This is a genomic window from Azospirillum canadense, assembly GCF_025961225.1.
GTDB classification, from domain to species: domain Bacteria; phylum Pseudomonadota; class Alphaproteobacteria; order Azospirillales; family Azospirillaceae; genus Azospirillum; species Azospirillum canadense.
Genome location: NZ_JAOQNG010000004.1, coordinates 224,342 through 245,796, shown reverse-complemented (window position 1 = coordinate 245,796; position 21,455 = coordinate 224,342). Strand labels below are relative to the sequence as shown.

The 21,455-nt window shown below is 68.9% G+C and carries 27 protein-coding genes; 18 read left to right on the top strand and 9 right to left on the bottom strand.

What is annotated here, in order from left to right; all coding sequences use genetic code 11:
• Positions 1-6: 6 nt before the first annotated feature.
• The 11 genes from flgF to M2351_RS22600 all read left to right on the top strand — a co-directional run bounded on the left by flgF (position 7) and on the right by M2351_RS22600 (position 9,077).
• Positions 7-738, top strand: a complete 732-nt coding sequence (flgF, locus tag M2351_RS22650) for a flagellar basal-body rod protein FlgF (protein WP_264658314.1) — start codon at positions 7-9, stop codon at positions 736-738.
• A gap of 15 nt (positions 739-753) precedes the next feature.
• A complete protein-coding gene (gene flgG / locus M2351_RS22645; RefSeq protein WP_209770712.1) occupies positions 754-1,539 on the top strand; it encodes a flagellar basal-body rod protein FlgG in 786 nt (261 codons plus the stop codon).
• 5 nt (positions 1,540-1,544) lie between these two features.
• The gene (flgA, locus tag M2351_RS22640; RefSeq protein WP_264658313.1) at positions 1,545-2,258 is read left to right on the top strand and encodes a flagellar basal body P-ring formation chaperone FlgA; all 714 of its coding nucleotides are present in this window, start codon (positions 1,545-1,547) and stop codon (positions 2,256-2,258) included.
• A 14-nt stretch (positions 2,259-2,272) separates the two neighbouring features.
• A complete protein-coding gene (flgH, locus tag M2351_RS22635; protein ID WP_264658312.1) occupies positions 2,273-2,992 on the top strand; it encodes a flagellar basal body L-ring protein FlgH in 720 nt (239 codons plus the stop codon).
• 13 nt (positions 2,993-3,005) lie between these two features.
• A complete protein-coding gene (locus tag M2351_RS22630) occupies positions 3,006-3,509 on the top strand; it encodes a hypothetical protein (RefSeq protein ID WP_264658311.1) in 504 nt (167 codons plus the stop codon).
• Positions 3,510-3,779: 270 nt separating this feature from the next.
• Positions 3,780-3,950, top strand: coding sequence for a periplasmic nitrate reductase, NapE protein (locus M2351_RS22625; protein WP_264658310.1), 171 nt, complete (start codon positions 3,780-3,782; stop codon positions 3,948-3,950).
• Complete coding sequence (locus M2351_RS22620; RefSeq protein WP_264658309.1) at positions 3,950-4,240, top strand: chaperone NapD; 291 nt, start codon at positions 3,950-3,952, stop codon at positions 4,238-4,240. Before M2351_RS22625 ends, M2351_RS22620 begins: the two co-directional genes overlap by 1 nt.
• 58 nt (positions 4,241-4,298) lie before the next feature.
• Complete coding sequence (gene napA / locus M2351_RS22615) at positions 4,299-6,794, top strand: nitrate reductase catalytic subunit NapA (protein WP_264658308.1); 2,496 nt, start codon at positions 4,299-4,301, stop codon at positions 6,792-6,794.
• Between the two features lie 11 nt (positions 6,795-6,805).
• A complete protein-coding gene (locus M2351_RS22610) occupies positions 6,806-7,279 on the top strand; it encodes a nitrate reductase cytochrome c-type subunit (protein WP_264658307.1) in 474 nt (157 codons plus the stop codon).
• Positions 7,276-7,899: a NapC/NirT family cytochrome c gene (locus M2351_RS22605; RefSeq protein ID WP_264658306.1), complete on the top strand. Its 624-nt coding sequence runs from the start codon at positions 7,276-7,278 to the stop codon at positions 7,897-7,899. The genes M2351_RS22610 and M2351_RS22605 overlap by 4 nt, the downstream gene beginning before the upstream one ends.
• A 377-nt stretch (positions 7,900-8,276) precedes the next feature.
• Positions 8,277-9,077 carry a GH12 family glycosyl hydrolase domain-containing protein gene (locus tag M2351_RS22600; protein ID WP_264658305.1) on the top strand — a complete coding sequence of 267 codons (801 nt, stop codon included), beginning with the start codon at positions 8,277-8,279 and terminating at the stop codon, positions 9,075-9,077.
• Positions 9,078-9,085: 8 nt separating this feature from the next.
• On the opposite strand, the gene M2351_RS22595 is transcribed toward M2351_RS22600, so the two are convergent.
• Genes M2351_RS22595 through M2351_RS22570 form a run of 6 tightly spaced genes read right to left on the bottom strand, consistent with a single transcriptional unit; the run spans position 9,086 to position 14,049 of the window.
• On the bottom strand, positions 9,086-9,808 hold the full coding sequence (locus M2351_RS22595; protein ID WP_264658304.1) for a flagellar hook assembly protein FlgD: 723 nt from the start codon (positions 9,806-9,808) through the stop codon (positions 9,086-9,088).
• A 20-nt stretch (positions 9,809-9,828) separates the two neighbouring features.
• Entirely contained in the window at positions 9,829-11,109 is a 1,281-nt protein-coding gene (locus M2351_RS22590; protein WP_264658303.1) for a flagellar hook-length control protein FliK, read from the bottom strand.
• Between the two features lie 4 nt (positions 11,110-11,113).
• A complete protein-coding gene (locus M2351_RS22585; protein ID WP_264658302.1) occupies positions 11,114-11,857 on the bottom strand; it encodes a MotE family protein in 744 nt (247 codons plus the stop codon).
• Between the two features lie 3 nt (positions 11,858-11,860).
• Positions 11,861-12,475 carry a DUF6468 domain-containing protein gene (locus tag M2351_RS22580; protein WP_264658301.1) on the bottom strand — a complete coding sequence of 205 codons (615 nt, stop codon included), beginning with the start codon at positions 12,473-12,475 and terminating at the stop codon, positions 11,861-11,863.
• Positions 12,456-13,511: a flagellar motor switch protein FliM gene (gene fliM, locus M2351_RS22575; RefSeq protein ID WP_264658300.1), complete on the bottom strand. Its 1,056-nt coding sequence runs from the start codon at positions 13,509-13,511 to the stop codon at positions 12,456-12,458. Before fliM ends, M2351_RS22580 begins: the two co-directional genes overlap by 20 nt.
• 28 nt (positions 13,512-13,539) lie before the next feature.
• Positions 13,540-14,049 carry a flagellar basal body-associated FliL family protein gene (locus M2351_RS22570; protein ID WP_264658694.1) on the bottom strand — a complete coding sequence of 170 codons (510 nt, stop codon included), beginning with the start codon at positions 14,047-14,049 and terminating at the stop codon, positions 13,540-13,542.
• Between the two features lie 188 nt (positions 14,050-14,237).
• Here M2351_RS22570 and fliF point away from each other — a divergent pair, with 188 nt between their 5' ends.
• The 7 genes from fliF to M2351_RS22535 are packed head-to-tail and all read left to right on the top strand — an operon-like array spanning position 14,238 to position 19,681.
• Positions 14,238-15,944, top strand: coding sequence for a flagellar basal-body MS-ring/collar protein FliF (gene fliF, locus M2351_RS22565; protein ID WP_264658299.1), 1,707 nt, complete (start codon positions 14,238-14,240; stop codon positions 15,942-15,944).
• Positions 15,944-16,660, top strand: coding sequence for a FliH/SctL family protein (locus M2351_RS22560; RefSeq protein WP_264658298.1), 717 nt, complete (start codon positions 15,944-15,946; stop codon positions 16,658-16,660). Before fliF ends, M2351_RS22560 begins: the two co-directional genes overlap by 1 nt.
• Positions 16,657-16,995: a flagellar motor switch protein FliN gene (fliN, locus tag M2351_RS22555; RefSeq protein WP_264658297.1), complete on the top strand. Its 339-nt coding sequence runs from the start codon at positions 16,657-16,659 to the stop codon at positions 16,993-16,995. Before M2351_RS22560 ends, fliN begins: the two co-directional genes overlap by 4 nt.
• A gap of 11 nt (positions 16,996-17,006) precedes the next feature.
• A complete protein-coding gene (fliP, locus tag M2351_RS22550; RefSeq protein WP_264658296.1) occupies positions 17,007-17,771 on the top strand; it encodes a flagellar type III secretion system pore protein FliP in 765 nt (254 codons plus the stop codon).
• Positions 17,772-17,773: 2 nt separating this feature from the next.
• The gene (locus tag M2351_RS22545) at positions 17,774-18,025 is read left to right on the top strand and encodes a hypothetical protein (RefSeq protein WP_264658295.1); all 252 of its coding nucleotides are present in this window, start codon (positions 17,774-17,776) and stop codon (positions 18,023-18,025) included.
• A 10-nt stretch (positions 18,026-18,035) separates the two neighbouring features.
• Entirely contained in the window at positions 18,036-19,064 is a 1,029-nt protein-coding gene (locus M2351_RS22540; RefSeq protein ID WP_264658294.1) for a flagellar motor switch protein FliG, read from the top strand.
• Positions 19,064-19,681 carry a hypothetical protein gene (locus M2351_RS22535; protein ID WP_264658293.1) on the top strand — a complete coding sequence of 206 codons (618 nt, stop codon included), beginning with the start codon at positions 19,064-19,066 and terminating at the stop codon, positions 19,679-19,681. The genes M2351_RS22540 and M2351_RS22535 overlap by 1 nt, the downstream gene beginning before the upstream one ends.
• 6 nt (positions 19,682-19,687) lie before the next feature.
• Here the strand turns inward: M2351_RS22535 and M2351_RS22530 are convergent, their stop codons facing one another.
• The 3 genes from M2351_RS22530 to M2351_RS22520 all read right to left on the bottom strand — a co-directional run bounded on the left by M2351_RS22530 (position 19,688) and on the right by M2351_RS22520 (position 21,450).
• The gene (locus M2351_RS22530; protein ID WP_264658292.1) at positions 19,688-20,137 is read right to left on the bottom strand and encodes an EVE domain-containing protein; all 450 of its coding nucleotides are present in this window, start codon (positions 20,135-20,137) and stop codon (positions 19,688-19,690) included.
• Between the two features lie 14 nt (positions 20,138-20,151).
• Entirely contained in the window at positions 20,152-20,523 is a 372-nt protein-coding gene (locus M2351_RS22525; protein ID WP_264658291.1) for a VOC family protein, read from the bottom strand.
• 144 nt (positions 20,524-20,667) lie between these two features.
• Positions 20,668-21,450 (bottom strand): response regulator transcription factor, encoded by a 783-nt coding sequence (locus M2351_RS22520; protein WP_264658290.1) that lies wholly within the window; start codon positions 21,448-21,450, stop codon positions 20,668-20,670.
• Positions 21,451-21,455 lie beyond the last annotated feature (5 nt).

Genomic DNA, 21,455 nt, shown 5'->3' with positions numbered 1-21,455 from the left:
TCGGCGATGGAGAATCCCCTTTACATCGGATTGTCGCGGCAAGTGGCGCTGCGCCGGCAGCTGGAGGTGGTCGCCAACAACGTCGCCAACATGAACACTGCCGGTTTCCGGGCGGAGCGGATGCTGTTCGAAGCGGCCATGGAGCCGGGCGGCACAAAGCCAAATGACCGCATCGCCTTCACCATCGACCGCGCGACCTACACCGACCACCGCGCCGGCGGTCTGTCGCCGACCGACAACCCCTACGACGTGGCGCTGGACGGCGACGGCTGGCTCCAGGTCCGCACGCCGGACGGGGTGCGCTACACCCGTGACGGCCGCATGCGCCGCGACGTGGACGGGCAGCTGGTGAACGCCAGCGGTTTCCCGTACCTGGACGACAACCAGCAGCCGATCGTCATCCCCTCGGACCGCAGCCGCCTGTCGGTCGGTACGGACGGCCTCGTCTCCGCCGACAACGACATGCTGGCCCGCCTGCGCGTCGTGCGCTTCGACCGGCCGCAGGCCCTGCGCCAGACCGGCGACGTGCTGTTCGACGTGGAGCCCGGCACCGACCCGCAGCCCGCCCCCGACACCCGCCTGATCCAGGGCAAGGTGGAGCAGTCCAACGTCCAGGGCATCGGCGAGGTGACCCGCATGATGGAGCTGTCCCGCGACTACCAGGCGGTCACCCGCATGATGGACGAGGGGCAGGACCTGCTGCGCTCCGCCATCAACCGCCTCGGCAAAGCATCCTAACCGGAGTCATTTCCCATGCGCGTGCTCAGCATCGCCTCGACCGGCATGATGGCCCAGCAGCTGAACGTCGAGGTCATCTCCAACAACATCGCCAACATCAACACGACCGCCTACAAGCGCGGCCGGGCCGAGTTCCAGGACCTGATGTACCAGTCCGAACGGCGCCAGGGCAGCCAGTCCACCGACGCCGGCACGCTGATCCCCACGGGCATCGAGGTGGGGCTGGGCGTCCGCCCGGCCTCGGTCAACCGCATCAACACGACGGGCAACCTGACCTCCACCGGGAACGAGCTGGACCTCGCCATCGAGGGGCGCGGCTACTTCAACGTCCGCATGCCGGGCGGGGAGACGGCCTACACCCGCTCCGGCAATTTCAAGCTGTCGCCGGAGGGCACCGTCGTCACCGGCGACGGCCACCCGGTTATGCCGGACATCACCGTCCCCCAGGGCACGCGCGAGATCGCGGTGAACAGCTCCGGCGAGGTGCAGGCCTATGTGGACGGTCAGACCAAGCCGCGCACGCTGGGCCAGCTGGTCATGACAGTCTTCGTCAACGAATCGGGGCTGGAGGCGATGGGCAACAACCTGTTCCGCTCCACCCCTGCGTCGGGCGAGCCGCAGGACGGCACCGGCGGGCAGGCCGGCTTCGGCACGATCCGGCAGAAGTACCTGGAATCCTCCAACGTCAACGTCGTCCAGGAAATCACCGAGCTGATCTCCGCCCAGCGCGCCTACGAGATGAACGCGAAGGTGGTCGAGGCCGGCGACCAGATGGCCTCCACCCTCTCCAACATGCGGTGACCATCATGGCGCGCGGCACCCGCAAGCTGGCCTTCGCCCTGGCGCTGCACCTTCTGTGCGGCGGGGCAGCGGAGGCCGCTTTTCTCTCGACCGCCGAAGGACCCGTGGAATCGCTGCTGGCGCACGAGCTGGCGGCGTCGCTGGGCAACGCCGTGCCGGCCGAGGCGCGCGTCTCGCTGGTGCTGACCGCCCCCTTCGCCGGCCCGGTGGAGGCGGTGCGCGACCTGTCCTACGACCCGCGCAGCGGCAACGTCCGCGCGCTGGTCAGCAGCGAGGGCCGCATCGTGGAGGTCCGCGCCAAGGCCGACATCCTGGTGGAGGTGCCGGTGCCGACCCGCCGCATCCTGCCGGGGGAGATCATCGCCGACGGCGACCTGACCTTCATCCAGATGCCGATGGACCGACTGAACGACACGGTCGTCAGCTCCCGCGACGCGCTGGTCGGCATGGCCAGCCGCCGGCAGCTGTCCGCTGGGCGGCTGATCCAGGCCAGCGCGGTGGGCACGCCCGTGGTGGTCCAGCGCAACAAGCCGGTCAGCCTGCTGTACGAGGACGGCCCGCTCCAGCTGATGGCGCGCGGCCGCGCGCTCCAGGACGGCGGAGTGGGCGACTCCGTGCGGGTCATGAACATCGCCAGCAACATCGTCGTCACCGGAACGATCACCGGGCCACAGACGGTCTCCGTCGCCGGGCCGCCCGCGATCGCCGCCCGCCCCTGAGAGAGGACAGTCCCATGCGCCGCGAGTCCATCCCGCTTGTTCTCATCCTCTGCGCGCTGGGCGGCTGCGCCCGGCTGGCCGACATCGGGCAGGCTCCGCGCCTGTCGGAGATCTCCAACCCGGCCATGGCGCCGGAGGCGCGCGTCGTCTCCATGCCCATGCCCCGCGCGCTGCCGAACGAACAGGTGCCGAGTTCCCTCTGGCGCACCGGCTCGCGCGACTTCTTCCGCGACCCGCGGGCCAAGCAGACCGGCGACCTGCTGACCGTCATCATCAACATCGCCGACCAGGCGCAGATGCAGAACCAGACGCAGCGTCAGCGCTCCAACGCGGAGAAGGCCGGCGTCCCCAACTTCTTCGGGCTGGAAAGCCAAGTGCCCAGCTCCGTCGACCCGTCCAATCTCGTGACCATGGACAGCAGCAGCAACTCCTCCGGCACCGGGACCATCCAGCGCAACGAGCGCATCGCCATGCGCGTCGCCGCCGTGGTGACGGAGGTGCTGCCCAACGGCAACTTCGTCATCGCCGGCCGGCAGGAGGTGCGCGTGAACTACGAACTGCGCGAGATGCGCATCGCCGGCGTCATCCGGCCGGAGGACATCACCAACGTGAACACCATCGACTACGACAAGGTCGCAGAGGCGCGCGTCACCTACGGCGGCCGCGGCCAGATGACCGACGTGCAGCAGCCGCGCTACGGCCAGCAGCTGTTCGACATCATCATGCCCTTCTGACGGGACGGGGCCGATGGTACGCGGGAAAGAACGCCGGAGGCCGACGGGCCTCGCCATCTTCGTGCTCTGCGCGGCCCTCGCGGCGGCCGGCGGCTATGGCCTCGGCCGCCTGCAACGCGCGGAGGCCGCGACGACCGCCGCCCCCGGCGCCACGGCGGACAAATCCGCCGACAAGCCGGAGGAGGCGGGCGGCCCCTTCTATGTCGACGTCGGACAGCTGATGGTGCCGGTGCTGGCGGATGGCCGGACCGCCGCCTTCATCCTCATCCAGATCACGCTCCAGACCGGCAGCGCCGACCAAGCGAACCTGATCCGCCGCCGCCTGCCGCACGCCCGCAACGCGCTGTTGCAGGCCCTGTTCGGCTTGGCCGGCTCCGGCGCCTTCGACGGCCCCTCGGTCGACCCCGCCGCGGTCGCCCACTCCCTGAAGCAGGCGGCCGGCGACCAGCTCGGCCCCGGCCTCGTCCGCGCGGTCCTGATCGACCGCCTGATGCGCCAGGAAAACACGCGGCTTTGAAAAACACCCTCTCCCGCCTCCGGCTCTCAGCGAATGCCGAAGGCATTCGCCTGACGCCGTCAGCACAAGCTCTGCTTGCGCGAGAGGCGGGCGAGGGGACAGCACGCGCTCCGTCCTGCGACAAATCGACCGAACACCCGTAAGTACCGGCACCTAAGGACCGTAACCGGTCCGACTCTTGACCAAGGTCAAGCCATTCCCGCCCCGGACGAACGAAGCTCGGACGCGACCAAAGCAGGCTCGCTGTTCCGATCATTCCACGGGTATGCCATGACCGCGCCCTATTTCCGCACCGCCGACACCCCGACCCGACGCTTCGAAGGGCTGGTCTTCCTCGCCCTGTCCGTCCTCATCTGGCCGGTGCTGGCCATCGGCGTGGTCGGGGCCTACGGCTTCTCCGTCTGGATGTACCAGCTGCTGTCCCACGGCGGGGGCCTGTGATGGCCGAGGTTCACATCTCCAGCCTGGTCATCCAGCACGCGCCGGACCGTACTGCCGCCCTGAAGGACGCCGTGACGGCGCTCGCCGGGGTCGAATGGCACGTGGCGGACAAGGGCAAGGCCGTCGTCACCGTGGTGACCGCGACGGAAGGCCAGGTACTGGACCGCATCGACGCGATCAACGCCATGCCCGGCGTCCACGCCACCACGATGGTCTACCACCATTACGAGGACGAGGCGGCTTGCGACGAGCTGATGCCCGCGGACGCCGAACTCCTCCCGGCCCCTTGATAAACCCTACCCGATAAAAACCCGCCCAAGAATCCCCGCCTTTAGGAGGCACCTCCCCATGTCCCTGACCCGCCGTGATTATCTGAAGGTCCAAGCCGCGGTGACCGCGGCGGCGGCGGCCGGTGTGAGCCTGCCGGCGAACGCCGGCATCCTGCCGACCGGCGACGACGCCAAGCTGAAATGGTCCAAGGCGCCGTGCCGCTTCTGCGGCACCGGCTGCGGCGTCATGGTGGGCGTGAAGGACGGGCGCATCGTCGCCACCCACGGCGACGTGAAGGCGGAGGTAAACCGCGGCCTGAACTGCGTGAAGGGCTATTTCCTGTCCAAGATCATGTACGGCGACGACCGGCTGACCCAGCCGCTGCTGCGCATGAAGGACGGGAAGTTCCACAAGGAAGGCGAGTTCACGCCCATCACCTGGGACCAGGCCTTCGACATCATGGCCGCGAAGTGGAAGGAGACCCTGAAGAAGAAGGGGCCGACCGCCGTGGGCATGTTCGGCTCCGGCCAGTGGACGATCTACGAAGGCTACGCCGCGTCGAAGTTCATGAAGGCCGGCCTGCGCTCCAACAACCTGGACCCGAACGCCCGCCACTGCATGGCCTCGGCGGTCGCCGGCTTCATGCGCACCTTCGGCATGGACGAGCCGATGGGCTGCTACGACGACATGGAGCAGGCGGACGCCTTTGTCCTCTGGGGCTCCAACATGGCGGAGATGCACCCCATCCTGTGGACGCGCATCACCGACCGCCGCCTCAGCCACCAGGGCGCCAAGGTGGCCGTGCTGTCGACCTACGAGCACCGCAGCTTCGACCTCGCCGACATCGGCATGGTGTTCACGCCGGGCTCGGATCTGGCGATCCTGAACTACATCGCCAACCACATCATCAAGACCGGCCGGGTGAACAAGGAGTTCATCGAGAAGCACTGCAACTTCAAGCGCGGCCGCGACGACATCGGCTATGGCCTGCGCCCCGAACATCCGCTGGAGAAGAAGGCGAAGAACGCCGGCAACGCCAACGACAGCGACCCGATCTCCTTCGAGGAGTTCGCCAAGTTCGTCGAACCCTACACGCTGGACAAGGCGCACGAGCTGTCGGGCGTGCCGAAGAACCGGCTGGAGGCGCTGGCGGAGCTGTACGCCGACCCGAAGGTGAAGGTCATGTCCCTGTGGACCATGGGCTTCAACCAGCATGTCCGCGGCGTCTGGGCGAACAACCTCTGCTACAACATCCACCTGCTGACCGGGAAGATCAGCCAGCCGGGCTGCGGCCCCTTCTCGCTGACCGGACAGCCATCGGCCTGCGGCACGGCGCGCGAGGTCGGCACGTTCTCGCACCGGCTGCCCGCCGATATGGTGGTGACCAACCCGCAGCACCGCCAGCACGCGGAGGAGATCTGGAAGCTGCCGGAAGGCACGATCCCCGACAAGATCGGCTACCACGCGGTCCAGCAGGACCGGATGCTGAAGGACGGGAAGATCAACGCCTACTGGGTCCAGTGCAACAACAACATGCAGACGGCGCCGAACACGGCGAACGAGACCTACCAGGGCTACCGCAACCCGGACAACTTCATCGTCGTGTCCGACGCCTACCCGACGGTGACGGCGCTGGCCGCCGACCTGATCCTGCCGACCGCCATGTGGGTGGAGAAGGAAGGCGGCTACGGCAACGCGGAACGTCGCACGCAGCTGTGGCGCCAGCTGGTGAACGCGCCGGGCGAGGCGCGCTCCGACCTCTGGCAGCTCATGGAGTTCTCCAAGCGCTTCGCGGTCGAGGAAGTCTGGCCGGAAGAGCTGATCGCCAAGAAGCCGGACGTGCGCGGCAAGACGCTGTTCGACATCCTCTACTGCAACGGCCAGGTCAACGCCTTCCCGGTGTCGGACTGCGACCCGTCCTACGAGAATCGCGAAGCGAATTACTTCGGCTTCTACGTCCAAAAGGGCCTGTTCGAGGAATACGCCTCCTTCGGCCGTGGCCACGGCCATGACTTGGCGCCCTTCGACCAGTACCACCAGGAGCGCGGCCTGCGCTGGCCGGTGGTGAACGGCACGGAGACGAAGTGGCGCTACCGCGAGGGTTTCGACCCCTACGTCAAGGCCGGCGAGGGCGTGAAGTTCTACGGCAACAAGGATGGCAAGGCGAACGTCTTCGCGCTGCCCTACGAGCCGCCGGCCGAGGCGCCGGACGCCGAATTCCCCTTCTGGCTGTCGACCGGCCGCGTGATCGAGCACTGGCACAGCGGATCCATGACGTTGCGCGTGCCGGAGCTGCGCAAGGCCTTCCCCAGCGCGGTGGTCTTCATGCACCCCGACGACGCCAAGACGCTGAACGTCCGGCGCGGGCAGGAGGTGCGCGTGGTCTCCCGCCGCGGCGAGGTGCGCGTCCGTGTCGAAACGCGGGGCCGCAACAAGCCGCCGCAGGGCCTCGTCTTCGTACCGTTCTTCGACCACACCGTGCTCATCAACAAGGTGACGCTGGACGCCACCGACCCGATCAGCAAGCAGACCGACTTCAAGAAGTGCGCGGTCAAGATCGTCCCCGTCGCGTGAGGAGCCCGACCATGAAGATCCGTCTTACGTTTGGCGCCCTCGCGCTCGCCGCCGTCCTTCCCGTGCTCGCGTCGGGCGTGTTCGCCGCCGATGCGCCCAAGGTCCCGTCGGGCCCGCACCCGATCACCCAGGACATCCCGGCCGAACCCATGGGCCGCGAGGTGACCGACGACGTCAAGCGCGTGCGCAACTACGCCGACCAGCCGCCGCTGATCCCGCACGCCGTCCGCGACTACCAGATCGACCTGAACATCAACAAGTGCCTGACCTGCCACGACCGCAAGAACACCGAGGGCTCGCAGGCCCCGATGATCTCGGTCACGCACTTCCAGGACCGCGACGGCCAGACGCTGGGCACCGTATCCCCTCGCCGCTACTTCTGCATCCAGTGCCACGTCCCGCAGACCGATGCCAAGCCGATCGTCGGCAACAGCTTCGTCGACATCGACAAGGTGCTGGGCGGCGGGAAGGAAGGCGCCAAATGATCTCCTGCCTTCTCAATCTGGCGACGCGCGTCTGGCGCGTCTTCTCGCGCCCCTCCGTGCATTTCAGCCTGGGGTTCCTGACGCTGGGCGGCTTCCTGGCGGGCGTGCTGTTCTGGGGCGGCTTCAACACCGCGCTGGAGACCACCAACAAGGAAGCCTTCTGCATCTCCTGCCACGAGATGAAGAACAACCCGTATGAAGAGCTGAAGCAGACCATCCACTTCACGAACCGCTCCGGCGTGCGGGCGACCTGCCCGGACTGCCACGTCCCGCACGAATGGACCAGCAAGATCGCCCGCAAGATGCAGGCCTCGAAAGAGGTCTGGGGCAAGATCTTCGGCACCATCGACACGCGCGAGAAGTTCCTGGACAAGCGGCTGGAGCTGGCGAACCACGAGTGGAGCCGCCTGAAGGCCAACAACTCCCTGGAATGCCGCAACTGCCACAGTTCGGAATCCATGGACATCACCCGCCAGAACCCGCGGGCGGCCAAGATGCACGAAACCTACCTGTTTACCGGCGAGCGGACCTGCATCGACTGCCACAAGGGCATCGCCCACCGCCTGCCCGACATGAACGGCGTCCAACCGGGCTGGACCGGCACCGTCTCCGCCAAGTAAAAGCCAAGTCAAAAATCCCTCCCCGGCCAGCCTGGGGAGGGATTTTTGATTCCCGGGGCGTTTCTGCCCCATGGGTGCCTCCCTATGGCTTTCGGCGTGGTCGCGCCAAATCGCACATTCTGACGGACATCCCCTCCCATCTCCCGCCTTCGCACCCGCAGCGCACCACGAACTCAGGCTTACCAAGGCTTTGGCCCCGATCCGGGCGTCCCGCTCATGGCGGGGTGGCACGAACCGGGGGAGTACCCCATGCCCCATAAACCGCCCCGATGATCCCTCATCCTTGAGGTTAGACCACCACCGGTGCGACCGGGATCGTCGTCGCCCCAACCTGTAAGACTTCGGCCGATACGCATTTCGTTGCTGAAGGAACAAGAATGGCCAAGACCATCACGGGAAACGACGACGAGATCCGCATGGACGGTTTCGTTGCGCACAACAATGTGTGGAACGCCTGGGCCGTCCCGGACGGGCAGCATTACAGCCAGTCGATCACCGTGCCTGACACGCACGATCCCGCCGGCACCACGATCAAGTGGAGCGCTCCGGACGGCAACCCGTCCGAGGACCGCTGGTGGGAAGCCCCGTGGGACAAATACCCCGTGCTGTCCTACCCGACGCTCACCGCCGGGCGCGATACCTGGGAAGACTACGCCACCACGAACAAGGAATTTCCGGTCCAGGTGAAGGACGTGAAGTCCCTGAACGTCGACTTCGACTACGACCTCGGCAAGAACCCGGAGGGGCACAACGTCGCCTTCTCGCTTTGGACCAAGCCGGACCCGAACGCGGTCGGCCAGAACATCCAGGACGAGGTGATGGTCTGGGTCCACACGGGCTGGTTCAGCCCGGACGGCAAGGACACCGGCACCTTCAGCGACGGCATGGGGTCCGCACACATCTTCCACGAACCGGAAGGCGACAATTCCGTCGGACGCACCTGGGACTACACCGCCGTCCAGTACGACAAGGACATCCAGTCCGGCAAGCTGGACCTCGGCGGCATCATCGACACGCTGGAAAAGACCGGCGTGCTGAAGGGCGACGATTGGATCTCCGGCGTCCAGCTCGGGGCGGAGATCACCAACGGGTCCAGTTCGCTGACCGTCAACAACCTCGACGTAAACCTGACCACCTACGGCCTGTCCAACCCGCCGCCCAACACGTGGACTTGGTAGGCGGGCGCCTACGACGCCGACAGGATGTCCGTGCCGCTGACCGTGGCGCCGCCCTTCAACACGAACTTGGTGGCGCCGTCGGCGGTGCGGACTTCCTTCACCGTGTCGGTCACGACGGTGGCGGCCTTCAGCGCGGCGCCGGTCTTGTCCTTGGCCGTGACGCGCACGTGGTAGACGCCGTCCGGCGCGGTGCTGCCATCGGTGCGCTTGCCGTCCCAGGCGAAGGTCTGGCGGCCGGTCTGGGGCGAGCCCGCGGTGCTGTAGATCGCCTGGCCCGCGTCGTTCAGCACCTCGATCTTCACCGAGGCGGCGGCGCCCTCCACCGCGTAGGCCATTTGCGCCTTGCCGCCGGACAGGCTCAGCTGGTCGGTGGAGACCTCCACGCTGCGGCCGAGATAGGCCATGTCCATCCGCATGCCGCTGTTCTTCAGCGTGTCGAGCACCTGGGTCAGCGTGTCGTTGGTCCGCACCCCCTGCTCGACGGTGGAAAGCTGGGCGAGCTGCGTCATGAACTGCGACGCGTCCATGGGCGCCAGCGGGTCCTGGTTGCGCAGCTGCGCGGTCAGCAGCTTCAGGAAAGATTCGTAGTCGACCGTCGGCTTGTTGGCGTTGGCGCTGGCATCGGTGCCAGTCGCCCCGGCGGTGCCGAGCTTCTGGGTCGTCGCCTGATTGATGGCGTCCTTGGCCGCTTTGCTGGTCGAAGTGCCGGTCGTGGTCGGAGTGGTCGTCATGGCAAGTCCTTGGAAAGCGCCTAAACGCTGATGTCGACAAGGCCGTCGCGCAGGACGGCGCCGCGTTCGGCCGGCACCGCCGGCACGGCGTCCTCCCGCCACGCCGCGCGCGGGCCGCCCTGGCCCCCGCTTTCCTGCCGGGAGGAGGTGAAGCCCCGCGGCTGGTCGTCGCCGCGCAGGGAGAATTGCAGGGTACCGCCGTCCAGCTCGAAGCCGGCATCGTTCAGCGCGCGCTCCAGATGGTGGATGTCGCGGCGGAGCATGGACAGCGTGTCGGCGTGCTCCGCCTGGATGGTCAGCGCCACCCGGCCGGCGTGCAGCTCCGCCACCACGCGCACGGGGCCGAGATCGTCTGGGGCAAGGTCGATGCGGAACTCCCCACCGCCGGCCTCGACCACCCGGACGAGCGGCTGCGCCAGCTGCGCCGCCGGCACGCGCGGGGCCTGAGTCCCCTCAACCGGGCTGGCGGCGTAATGCGCCACTGCGTGTGCCGGCACCGTGGCGACGGTCGCCGGCGATACGGCGTCGGCGTGGGCCTGCGCGGCCAGCGCCACCTCCGGAGCGGGGGAGGGGCGCTGGCCGCCCGCGTTCGCTCCCGCACCATTGCCGTTGTTCCCGGAATTGCCGGCACCCGGCGCCGCGGAAACCGCCGCCTGCGCCGTCGCATCCGGCGCTCCGGCATCGGGCGCAGCGGCGGCCGGCATCGCGTCCGCAGGTTTCGGCACGGGCTTGTCGGTCGGCTTGGCCGGAGCACTCGACGCCGTCGGGACGGACAGCGCAGCCGTCGGAATCGCGTTATCGGGTGGTGCGGCGGCTACCAGATCAGGCGTCGGCACGGCCACGGGAATGGCTGCGCCCGGCGGTTCCGCCGCGGCCAGAGGAATCGCCGCTGCCGTCGGGATAGCGTCGCCCCCCTTCGGCGCGGCGTTGCCGATGGTGGCTTCCGCTTTAGCAGCGGATGCCAGCGCCGCCAAGGCTGCGGCTTCATCGACGGGCACCGCGGCTCCGTCACCCTGCGCCGCCATCATGGCCGGCCCGGCAGCCGCCGCGGCCGGAGCCTGTGGCGGCGGGGGCGCCAGGAAGGGCAGCAGCGCGGCGAGTGCCGCGTCCGCATTGGCCGGCGCGCCGCCTTTCGGCGGCTTCGCCTCGTCGTCGGCATCGCCGTCCACCGGATCCGCGTCCTCAAGCAAGTCCGCGAAGGGCGTGCCGGACGGGTCCTCCTCTCCGCGCGGGGAGGGCGTTTCCGCCGGGCGGACCGGCCGGGGCGGCGGCGGAGCGATGGCGTCGGGTAGGGCGGGCATGGCGTCAGTTCGCCGACAGGGAGGCGGCGGGGAAGGACACCGCCGGCTGCACGCGTGTCGCCGCCTGGGGCGCCGGGCGGTCGCCGGGCAGGGCGCGCCGTTGCAGGACCAGCCGCGTGACCTCGCGCGCCTTGGCGTCCTCCAGCTCCGCGATGATGGGGGCGGAGCGGCGCTCCGGCATGCGGTCCAGCACGTCGATGATGATGTCCGTCTCCAGGTCGTTGAAGATGCGCGCGGCGTCGCGCGGCTTCATGGTCTCGTAGATCGACACCATCCGCTTCAGGTCCTCCTGCTGGAGGGTGGAGCGCTGCTGCATCAGCGCCTCCACGTCGCGCTTCATCTCGCCCAGCCGCTGGATCTGCGCGGTGGCCCGCGTCTCCGCCGCGGCCAGCACGGCCTCGGCCTCCGTCAAATGACGGGTGCGGGCGGCGACGTCGGCCTTCTGCTCCGTGATGGCGGCGCGCAGAGCCGGGTCGGTGCAGTTGGGCGTCGCCAGCGCGACTTCGGTCGAAACAACGGGGGTCGGAACCGGCGTGGGCGGCACGATGGACACCGGCGGCGGTACGGCGTCCTTGGCGGGCTCGGCCGTGCCGTCGCCCTTCAGGTCGGTCGCCCAGGGGCGGTCGTGCTTGCCGAACTCGCGGTCGAACTGCTGGGCGATGACCGGGAAGCCGTCCATCAGGGCGCCGAGCTTCAGCGGCAGCACCATCAGGATCGCGACCAGCGTGATGGGAAGGACGCGCAGCATGGCTCAGCGCTCCGTCCCGACGGTGCGCAGGCGCGCGTAGAAGGCGCTGGCCGCGGCCTGCCGCGCGCCGTCGCTGTCCGCGGGAGACTCCAACCGGGGCTCCGCCCGCAACTCCGCCAGTTCCGCCTGCGTCCGCGCCAGCGCGGAGGCCAGCATCGGCCGGAAGTCGTCGCGCTCCTCGGCGACGGCAACCGGCTCCGCATCCTCCTTCTCCATCACCGTCTCCACGACGGGCGCCACCGGCACCGGCCGTGGCCGCGGGCGGACCACGGGGCCATCCTCCAGCCGGCGCACCAGCGCGCGGGCCTCCTGCACCGATTTCTCGATGCGCTTGGACGCGCGCTCGCAGGAGCCGAGGATCAGCCCGACCTCCTCGGTCACGCCCTTCGCGCGCTCCAGACCGTCGGACAGCTTGGCCGATGCCTCGGTCGCCGCGGCGACGAGGCGCTGGACGGAGGCCTCCGTCTCGTCGATCGTCTTGGAGAAGGTGGTGATCAGCGCGCCGATCTCCCCCTGGCTCGCCCGCATCACCTTCAGGCGCTTGTTGACGATCACCAGGAAGACCGTGGCGGTGACCAACATCACCGCCAGCACGGCGTCAATGAGAAAAGAGACCATCGATCAGCTCCTGCTTGGTCTCCAGGTCGGTGTCGATCTTGACGGAGATGTTGCCGTTGCGCTGGCCCATGTGGCCGGCGAAGAGGGGGGTGGTCTTGCTTTGCAGCATCACCGGCGCGTCGGGGTCGATGCGCAGCTTCAGCGACGTGCCCTTTTCCCAGTTCAGCACCTCGCCCAGCGGCACCTGCGTCTGCTGAAGCACGGCGACGAGGTCCAGCTTGGCGCGCATCAGCTCCGCCTTCAGGTGGCTTTCCCACACCGTGTCGTGGCCGAACTTCTCGCCCATGAAGGTCTGCACCAGCTTGCCGCGCACCGGTTCCAGCGTGGCGTAGGGGATGACCACCTCGGCGTGGCCGACGCGGCGTTCCACCTCCACCGCGATGCGCACGCGGATGACGGCGTTGGTCGCGCGGGTGATGGTGGCGAACTGCGGGTTGGTCTCCAGCCGGTCGAAGGTGAAGTCCACCTGAGCGATTGGGTCGAAGGACTGGCTGAGGTCCTGGAGAATGACCTTGACCAGCCGTTCCGTGATCTTGCGTTCGATGGAGGTGTAGCTGCGGCCGTCGATGCGCCGGGCGCGGCTGCGCCGGCCGCCCAGCAGCACGTCCATCATGCAGTAGATCAGCGCGCTGTCGACCGACACGACCAGCTGGTTGTCCCACTGCTCCGCGCGCGCCACGCCGACCAGGGCCGGCAGCTCGATGGTATCCAAGAACTCGTTGTAGCGCAGCCAGTCGATGCGCAGCAGGCTGGCCTCCACGCTGGTGGAGGAGAACTGGCGCAGCGAGGTGTTCAGCAGCCGGACCATGCGGTCGAAGACCACGTCCAGCATCGGCAGCCGGTCCTTGTTGACCGTGGTGGAGCTGACCAGCCGCTCGATGGCGCCGGGCTGGCCGGGCGTTTCGGCCGGGGCGGCGGCGAAGTCCAGCAGCCGGTCGATCTCCTCCTGGCTCAGCGCCTTCGCCTCGCCCGCCCCGCCGTCCAGGACGCTGTCGAAGCCAGTGAGGTCGGTATCATGGTCGGTTGGGTTGCTCATCGACGTCCTCTGGGAATTCCCGGAACCGCTATTGCGTGAGAAGGCTGCGCAGCAGGACGTCGGCGACGGCGTCCCGGCCCAGGGTCAGGTTGAAGCGGCGGCGCAGCTCGCCGCGCAGGCGCAGCAGCCCGGCGGAGCCCTGCAGGTCGTGCTGGTCGAGGTTGCGCAGGAACTCCTGCTCCACGTTCACGAACTGCGGCATCGCCTGCTCCACGGCGGCGCGATCCTTCGGGGCGACGGCCAGCGTGATGCCGAGCTTCAGGAAGCGCGACGGCGTCTCCGGCCGCAGGTTCACCACCAGCTCCGGCAGGTCGAGCGTGATTTGCGACCGCTCCACGATTGGCGTGTCGGCGAACAGCCGGGCGACGCCGTCGGTGCCGACTGCCGCCCAGTAGCCGCCCAGGCCCGCCGCCGCGACGCCGCAGAGCGACGCCGCCCCCAGCGCCAGACGGGCCAGCGGCAGCACGACGACGTACATCCGCTGCCGGCCCGGCAGGCGGGAAAACACCGTCTGCGCCTTTCCAGCGTCTGTATTCATCGCCACCGGCACCTCCAAACTACCGAAAATTTGAGCGAGTATTTTAAACGATCAAGTTTTACGGACTTCCTTCACGTTCCACGTTTCCAGCTTTTACTCCGCTTAAAAGCGGAACCGGTACCGTGGTCCGGTGCCTGGAGCGAAGATTACGGGCCCCGCTTTTCGGAAACTTTAAAGGTGCGGATGTCGTGACCGGTCTGATCGACAATCTGCGGACGCTGGGCCGCGGGCGCCTGCTGGTGCTGGGCGGCACCGGCGTCGGCATCGTCCTAGCGGTCGCCACCATGGCGGTGCTGCTGTCCCGCCCGCACATGACGCCACTCTACACCGGGCTGGAGCCGGCCGACGCCGGCCGCATCGTCAAGGCGGTGGAGGCCATGGGCGTGCCGGTCGCCGCCGCCTTCGACGGCACGGCGGTGGAGGTGCCGGACTCCGACGTGGCGCGCCTGCGCATGCTGCTCGCCGAAAAGGGCCTGCCGTCGCGCGGTGGCATCGGCTACGAGCTGTTCGACAGCGACAAGCCGCTGGGCATCACCAGCTTCATGCAGCGCATGAACCGCCTGCGCGCCATGGAAGGGGAGCTTGCCCGCACCATCGAGACGCTGTCGGGGGTGGAGGCCGCGCGCGTCCACATCGTCCTGCCCGACCGGGAGGAGTTCTCGCGCACCGCCCCCAAGCCCACCGCCTCCGTCGTGGTGCGCATGCGCGGCCGCGCGCCGATGGAACGGCGCCAAGCGCTGGCCATCCGCCACCTCGTCTCCGCCGCCGTGCCGAACCTGAAGGCCGGCGCGGTCACCGTGCTCGACGCCTCGGGCGAGGTGCAGCTGACCGAGGACGACGGTGATGCCGTCACCGCCGCCAAGGCCGACGGGCTGCGCGTCGGGCACGAATCCCGCATCGCCCGCGCCATCGAGCAGATGCTCGTCGCCCGCCTCGGCCAAGGCAATGTTCGCGTTCAGGTTGCTGTCGACGTCGAAACCAAGCGCGAGGTCGTGCGCAGCCAGAGCTTCGATCCCGCAAGCCAAGTCGTCCGCTCCACCCAGACCGTGCAGGAGCAGGACCGCAGCCTCGACACCTCCGGCGAACCCCCGGTGACGGCGGAGCAGAACCTGCCGCAGCGCGAGGTGAAGGCGCAGGCGCAGGCGCAGAACAACCGCTCCTCCCAGGACTCCAAGCGGCAGGAGGAGACGGTCAACTACGAGATCTCCAACGTCGCGCGCGAAACGGTGATCGAGCCCGGCGACATCCGCCGCGTCAGCGTCGCGGTGCTGGTCAACGGCACCTGGAAGTCTGGCGCCGATGGCGCGCGCAGCTACGAGCCGCGCTCGGCCGAGGAGATCCAGCGCATCACCGAACTGGTCCGCTCCGCCATGGGCTACGACCAGGCGCGCGGCGACCGGGTCACCGTCGACAACCTGGAGTTTGTGGAGCTGGCGCCGGAGATCCCGCCGCGCGCCGCCATGGACGAGATCGCCGACACGCTCAGCCGCAACGTCATGACGCTGATCCAGTGGGTGATCCTGCTGGTGCTGTGCGGGCTGCTGATCGTTCTGGGGCTGCGCCCGCTGATCCGCCGCGTCTTCCCGGCCCCGCCGCCCGCCGCGGCGGAAACCCCCGCGCCCGCCCTGGCCGGCCCCGCCGTCCTGCCGCAGCTCGCCGCCCCGGCCACGGGTGCCGAAGGCACGGCGCAGGCGCCGCAGATGGGGGAGGCGGGCGAGCCCGCCATGGCCGCGCTGCCGAACATCGAGGAGACCATGGACCAGCTGATCGAGCTGCGCACGGTGGAAGGCCGGGTCCGTGCCTCATCCATCCGCCGGCTGGGCGACATCGTCGACCAATACCCGGATGAAGCGATCGACATCCTTCGCTCCTGGCTCTACGAGGAGGCGGTCTGATGGACTACCCGCGCTACCGCTTCGACCAGCGCTTCGACAGCACCGCCCAGGCCGCGAGCGAGGCCGCCGCCCTGGAACAGGTGCCGGAACCGGAGGCGGTCGATCCGCTCGATCTCCCCGCCCATTCCGAACGCGCCCTTCAGGGCGCCATCGCCGCCGCCGAGCTGCGCGCCTTCGCCGACGGGCTGGAGCAGGGCCGCCAGGAAGGGGAGGCGGAGGCCAACGCCCGCATTGAGGTGCTGCTGGCCCTGTCGCTCCATCGCCTGGAAGAACAGCTCGCCAGCCTGGACGACCGTTTCGCCGACACCCTGCGCGGGATCGAGGCGGACGGGGCGGCGGTGCTGGTGGCGCTGGTCCGCCGCATCGCCCCGGCCCTGCTGGACCGGATCGGCCCGGCCGAGGCCGAAGGGCTGGCCCACGACGCCCTGCGGCTGGCCGGCAAGTCGCCCCTGCTGCGCGTCCGCGTCCACCCGGACGTCGCCGAACCGCTCCGCGCCCGCCTGACCACCACCGAGGACCACAGCTTCCGCGGCACGCTCGACATTGTCGCCGACCGGACCATTCCGCCCGGCGGCATCGACGCCGCCTGGGAAGCCGGCGGCCTGCGCCACGACCCCGAAGCGGTGGAACGCGCCGTCGCCGACCTCTGCGACCGCTCGCTGGCCGCTCTCTTGGACACACATACGGCCCCCCTTACGGAAGAATCCGCATCATGAGCCCACTGAACCTCGACGTCCTCGACGAAGACCCCAAGCCCGGCGAAAAGGCCACCCCCGATCAAAATGGTGGCCAAGCCGGCGGCACCATGAGCGCCATCTACAACGTCCCCGTCGACGTGCAGGTCGTGCTCGGCCGCACCAGCATGCTTGTCGCCCAGCTCCTGAAGCTCGGCCGCGGCGCCGTGGTGGAGCTGGAGCGCAAGGTGGACGAGCCGGTGGAGGTGCTGGTCAACCACCGCCTCGTCGCCCGCGGCGAGGTGGTCATCGTGGAGGATCAGCGCCTGGGCGTCACGCTGACGGAAATCGTGCGCACCGACCTCGGCCTCGATTGAGCCATCCCGCCATGAGCCTCCGCCCGTTCCCTGCCGTCCTTCTAACGATGCTCCCCGTGCTGCTGCTGTTGCCGACGGCGGCCGGGGCGCAGGCGCTCAACCTCGACCTGAACGCGCTGGGCGACGGGGCGTCGCTGTCCGGCCGGGTCGTCCAGGGCATCGTTCTGCTGACGGTGCTCAGCGTGGCGCCGGGGCTGCTGATCATGGCGACCTCCTTCACGCGCATCATCGTAGTGCTGTCGCTGCTGCGCTCCGCCCTCGGGCTCCAGCAGTCGCCGCCGAACATGGTGCTGCTCAGTCTGGCGATGTTCCTGACCTTCCACATCATGGGGCCGGTTTTCGACACGGCGTGGCAGGACGGCCTGCGCCCGCTGCTGAACGAGCAGGTGACGCAGGAGCAGGGGCTGGAACGCATGGTCGAGCCCTTCCGCGCCTTCATGGTCTCCCAGGTGCGCGACAAGGACCTGACCGCCTTCGCCGGCTTCTCCGGAAAGGCGGAAATGGAAAAACCGAAAAGCGCCGAGAACGCCGACCTGCGCGTCCTGGTGCCGGCCTTCCTGCTGTCGGAACTGCGGCGCGCCTTCGAAATCGGGTTCCTGGTCTTCCTGCCCTTCCTGGTCATCGACATGGTGGTGGCGGCCGTGCTGATGGCGATGGGCATGATGATGCTGCCGCCGGTGATGATCGCGCTGCCCTTCAAGATCATCTTCTTCGTGCTGACCGACGGCTGGTTTCTGATCGCCAACAGCCTGATCCGCTCCTACGGGGTGACCTGACCATGGCCCCGCATCCAACCTCTAACGGTGTCGCCGACAGCCTGACCGCCATCGCGCGACGGCGCGGCGTCCCGGTGGACGACGACACCACCATCCTGGCGCTGCTGGCGGCGCTGGCACCCAACCCTCTGGTGCCGCACCGCATGGTGCTGGTCGCCGGCAGCGTGCTGGCCGGCGCCTTCCGCCACGACCGAACCCTGGCCGAGCCGGACCCCGACCCCGCCGGCCACCCCGCCGCCGACCGTTCCTTCTGAGGGGACCGACATGGGCATGCCGATCAAGATCCGCGACAACTACAAAAGCCTCAGCGGGACGGAGAAGACCGCCGTCATCTTCCTGGCGCTGGGCGAGGAGCGCGGCTCCCGCCTGATGGAGCGGCTGGACGACGACGAGATCCGCATGGTCAGCCGCGCCATGGCCGGGCTCGGCAACGTCACCTCCAACCTCGTGGAAGCGCTGCTGCGCACCTTCACGGAGCGCTTCGCGAACACCGGCTCCGTCGTCGGCTCCTACGACAGCACGGAGCGCATGCTCTCCCGCTTCCTGCCCGACGACCGCGTGTCGGAGATCATGGGCGAGATCCGCGGCCCCGCCGGCCGCACCATGTGGGAGAAGATGTCAAACGTGAACGAGGGCGTGCTGGCCACCTACCTGTCGGGCGAATACCCGCAGACGGCCGCCGTCATCCTGTCGCGCATGCGCAGCGACCACGCGGCGAAGGTGCTGCCGCTGCTGCCCGCGGCGCTGCGGCTGGAGGTGATCGAGCGCATGATCCAGATCGAATCCGTGCAGCGCGAGGTGCTGCTGGACATCGAATCCATCCTGCACAACGAGTTCATGGCGAACTACGCCCGCACCCACGGCTCCGACACGCACGAGCGGATGGCCGACATCTTCAACCGCATCGACCGCGACACGATGGGCGAGATCTTCGCCGACCTGGACGTCGTGCTCCCGGAATCGACCCAGCGCATCCGCCAGCTGATGTTCACCTTCGAGGATCTGCTGCGGCTGGACCGCGTCTCGCTGCAAACGGTGATCCGCCGTTGCGACACCGGCCAACTCGCCATCGCGCTGAAGGGCGCGGAGGCGCAGCAGCGCGACCACTTCCTGTCCGTCATGTCCGAACGCGCCCGCATGATTCTGCAGGACGAGATCGAGAACATGGGGCCGGTCCGCATGCGTGACGTCCACGACGCCCAGGCGGAAATCGTCCAGGTCGCCAAGGCTCTGTCCGACGACGGCGCCATCGTCATCCCACAGTCCGGCGAAGCCGACGCGGTGGTCTACTGATGAATGGCGCGGTCGTCCAAATCCCCCGCCTTCTCGCCGTGCTGGACGCGCTGGACTCCCCGGCGGCGCAGGAGCTGCGCGGCGGGCTGCCGCACTGCGATTCCACCTTCGGCCTCGGGCTTGCCGTCTTCCTGTGCGCCACGACCGATGGAGCCCGCGACTGGATCGGCCCAGACGGCGCGCGGGCGCTCGACGCCCTGGACGGCGGCGCCCTGCTCGACGAACTGGACGAGGCGCTGGCGCCCCGCCACCGCCGGACATCCGACGGGCGCGCCTGGCGCGTGCTCAGCGTGCCGGTGATGGACGGATCCCCCGCCCGCGGCCTGCTGTGCGCCATCGCCGACGGGGAGGGGCTTCAGACCGGCAGCGGATTCGTGCTGCAAATCCACCTGGGGCAGGTGGGGGCCGTCCAACTCGTCGCGGCGGGGGAGGGGAGGACGCTCGACGTGACGCTCCAGACCGCGGGCGGCCTGTCCTCGGCCATGCTGGCCGACATGCAGGAGAGCTTCGCGTCGTCCCTCGCCGACGCCGGCCTGAAGGGAACCCTGACCGTGGGGCCCGTGGCCGGCGCTTGGCTGGACTTCGACGGCCGCCTCAGCGCCGACTCCGTGGTGTGAGGCCCCTCAGACCGGCAGCGCCGCCTTCATGGCCCCGGCGATGCGGTCCAGGTCGTGGCCGCTGACCTCGAACAGGCCGAAGCGCAGCTGATAGCCCCAGTTCCGCGTGCCGCCGGTGAAGTCCAGCACGTCGAGCAGCGGCTGGATCGGCGCCTCTTCCGCCTTCAGCCAGTCGACGTCGCGCCGGAAGGGCACGAAGCCGCCGCCCATGTCGAACTGGTAGGGCACGCCCTCGCGCACCGTGCCGACGGCGGTGAAGTGTTGCAGCTTGTCCTTGCCCCGGAACACCTCCGACGGGGAGTAGTAGGCGACGCGGTCGCCCGGCTTGATCCGGCGCAGCGGCGCCGCCTTGCCGTGGCACACCTGCATGAAGCCCCCGGCGCGGCCGATGCGCACATGCTCGGCGGACGCCACGGCGATCCAGTTGCGGCTGTTGCCCATGCTCTGGTTTCCCATGGTCCGGCCCTCGCTCACTGGGGACCGGGGACGAAGACGCGCAGGCGGTTGCCGTCCGGGTCCAGCGCGACGAAGGTGAAGCCGAAATCCATGGCCGTCGGCTCTTGCGCGATGGGCAGGCCGCGGCGGCTCCAGTCCTCGTGGGTGGCGCGCACCGCGTCGGCGTCCGGCACCACGAAGGCGATCTCGCCGCAGCCCGTCGGGGCGGTGGCCGCCGGGGCCACGGTGTTGCGCGACCACAGGCCGAGCATCAGGCCGGATTCCATGGCGAACATCGTGAAAGTCGGGGAGGCCTCGACCGGCGGGCGGCCCAGCAGGTCGGCATAGAAGGCGGCGCTGGTGGTCGGGTTGGCGACGTAGAGCAGGACGAAATCGACGTTCAGCATGGCAGCGGTTCCCTTCAGCGTTTCTGTGGATCGGAGCGGCGGGCTGTTGGTTCGTTCCCGCCCGGTGAAACCGATCCTAGACGGCCATGCTGTCAGTTTTTGTCAGCATGCTGCCGCCAACGCTGCTGGAAGCTCCCCCGCCTGTCACCCCACCGCGGCGATCGGGGCCGACGGCGGCCGCACCAATCCCTTGAAGGGCGTCACGGCGCGCAGCAGGCGGGGCGGCGTGTCGGGTTCCTCATGCTCGGGCGGGGCTTCGAACTTGTAGCCGCGGCCGTAGACGGTCTCGATGTAGCGGGCGCCGCCGGTCGCCTCGGCGATCTTCTTGCGCAGCTTGCAGATGTAGACGTCGATGACCTTGTCCAGCGGGTCGGCGCCGGACAGGCCGTAGACCTCGTCGTAGATGTGCTCCTTGGAGACCACGCGGCGGTGGTGCGCGGCCAGCACGCCGAGGATGGCGTGCTCGCGCTGGCTCAGCCGCAGCCGCTCGCCGCCGACATTCGGGTCGCGGCCGTCGAGGAAGACGGTCAGGCGGCCCACCCGCACGGCGTTGCTGACCAGGCCGCGGGCGCGGCGGCGGGCGACCTCGATGCGGGCGCGCACCTCGGCGCTGACCACCGGCTTGACCAGCACGTCGTCGGCGCCGGCGTGCAGCAGCGCCACGGTGGCGGCGACATCGCGCCGTTCCAGCAGGCAGAGCACCGCGGCGGTGACGCGCTGGGCGCGCAAGGACGCCACCGCGGCGGCCGGGTCGGGCAAGCCACCGAGCACGATGGCGTCGAAGCCCAGCGCCTCGCCGCCCTGCTCGGCCAGCAGTTCTTCCAGTTCCGGCCAGTCCAGCCGGTCGTAGCGGATCTTGCCCATGCCGAGCTGCCGGCCGAGCGCCTCGGCGATCAGCGGGTTCGGTTCCACCAGAACAGCGCGCATGGGAT

What these genes read in the sequence shown, in the direction of transcription:
- M2351_RS22545 (WP_264658295.1), top strand. Translation starts at nt 17,774, where the DNA reads ATGGCCCCGCATCCAACCTCTAACGGTGTCGCCGACAGCCTGACCGCC.
- M2351_RS22605 (WP_264658306.1), top strand. Translation starts at nt 7,276, where the DNA reads ATGATCTCCTGCCTTCTCAATCTGGCGACGCGCGTCTGGCGCGTCTTC.
- M2351_RS22525 (WP_264658291.1), bottom strand. Translation starts at nt 20,523, where the DNA reads ATGCTGAACGTCGATTTCGTCCTGCTCTACGTCGCCAACCCGACCACC.
- M2351_RS22595 (WP_264658304.1), bottom strand. Translation starts at nt 9,808, where the DNA reads ATGACGACCACTCCGACCACGACCGGCACTTCGACCAGCAAAGCGGCC.
- M2351_RS22520 (WP_264658290.1), bottom strand. Translation starts at nt 21,450, where the DNA reads ATGCGCGCTGTTCTGGTGGAACCGAACCCGCTGATCGCCGAGGCGCTC.
- M2351_RS22630 (WP_264658311.1), top strand. Translation starts at nt 3,006, where the DNA reads ATGGTACGCGGGAAAGAACGCCGGAGGCCGACGGGCCTCGCCATCTTC.
- M2351_RS22610 (WP_264658307.1), top strand. Translation starts at nt 6,806, where the DNA reads ATGAAGATCCGTCTTACGTTTGGCGCCCTCGCGCTCGCCGCCGTCCTT.
- M2351_RS22530 (WP_264658292.1), bottom strand. Translation starts at nt 20,137, where the DNA reads ATGGGAAACCAGAGCATGGGCAACAGCCGCAACTGGATCGCCGTGGCG.
- M2351_RS22570 (WP_264658694.1), bottom strand. Translation starts at nt 14,049, where the DNA reads ATGAATACAGACGCTGGAAAGGCGCAGACGGTGTTTTCCCGCCTGCCG.
- fliM (WP_264658300.1), bottom strand. Translation starts at nt 13,511, where the DNA reads ATGAGCAACCCAACCGACCATGATACCGACCTCACTGGCTTCGACAGC.
- M2351_RS22625 (WP_264658310.1), top strand. Translation starts at nt 3,780, where the DNA reads ATGACCGCGCCCTATTTCCGCACCGCCGACACCCCGACCCGACGCTTC.
- fliN (WP_264658297.1), top strand. Translation starts at nt 16,657, where the DNA reads ATGAGCCCACTGAACCTCGACGTCCTCGACGAAGACCCCAAGCCCGGC.
- flgH (WP_264658312.1), top strand. Translation starts at nt 2,273, where the DNA reads ATGCGCCGCGAGTCCATCCCGCTTGTTCTCATCCTCTGCGCGCTGGGC.
- napA (WP_264658308.1), top strand. Translation starts at nt 4,299, where the DNA reads ATGTCCCTGACCCGCCGTGATTATCTGAAGGTCCAAGCCGCGGTGACC.
- flgG (WP_209770712.1), top strand. Translation starts at nt 754, where the DNA reads ATGCGCGTGCTCAGCATCGCCTCGACCGGCATGATGGCCCAGCAGCTG.
- flgA (WP_264658313.1), top strand. Translation starts at nt 1,545, where the DNA reads ATGGCGCGCGGCACCCGCAAGCTGGCCTTCGCCCTGGCGCTGCACCTT.
- M2351_RS22590 (WP_264658303.1), bottom strand. Translation starts at nt 11,109, where the DNA reads ATGCCCGCCCTACCCGACGCCATCGCTCCGCCGCCGCCCCGGCCGGTC.
- M2351_RS22600 (WP_264658305.1), top strand. Translation starts at nt 8,277, where the DNA reads ATGGCCAAGACCATCACGGGAAACGACGACGAGATCCGCATGGACGGT.
- M2351_RS22535 (WP_264658293.1), top strand. Translation starts at nt 19,064, where the DNA reads ATGAATGGCGCGGTCGTCCAAATCCCCCGCCTTCTCGCCGTGCTGGAC.
- M2351_RS22620 (WP_264658309.1), top strand. Translation starts at nt 3,950, where the DNA reads ATGGCCGAGGTTCACATCTCCAGCCTGGTCATCCAGCACGCGCCGGAC.
- M2351_RS22580 (WP_264658301.1), bottom strand. Translation starts at nt 12,475, where the DNA reads ATGGTCTCTTTTCTCATTGACGCCGTGCTGGCGGTGATGTTGGTCACC.
- M2351_RS22560 (WP_264658298.1), top strand. Translation starts at nt 15,944, where the DNA reads ATGGACTACCCGCGCTACCGCTTCGACCAGCGCTTCGACAGCACCGCC.
- flgF (WP_264658314.1), top strand. Translation starts at nt 7, where the DNA reads ATGGAGAATCCCCTTTACATCGGATTGTCGCGGCAAGTGGCGCTGCGC.
- M2351_RS22585 (WP_264658302.1), bottom strand. Translation starts at nt 11,857, where the DNA reads ATGCTGCGCGTCCTTCCCATCACGCTGGTCGCGATCCTGATGGTGCTG.
- M2351_RS22540 (WP_264658294.1), top strand. Translation starts at nt 18,036, where the DNA reads ATGGGCATGCCGATCAAGATCCGCGACAACTACAAAAGCCTCAGCGGG.
- fliP (WP_264658296.1), top strand. Translation starts at nt 17,007, where the DNA reads ATGAGCCTCCGCCCGTTCCCTGCCGTCCTTCTAACGATGCTCCCCGTG.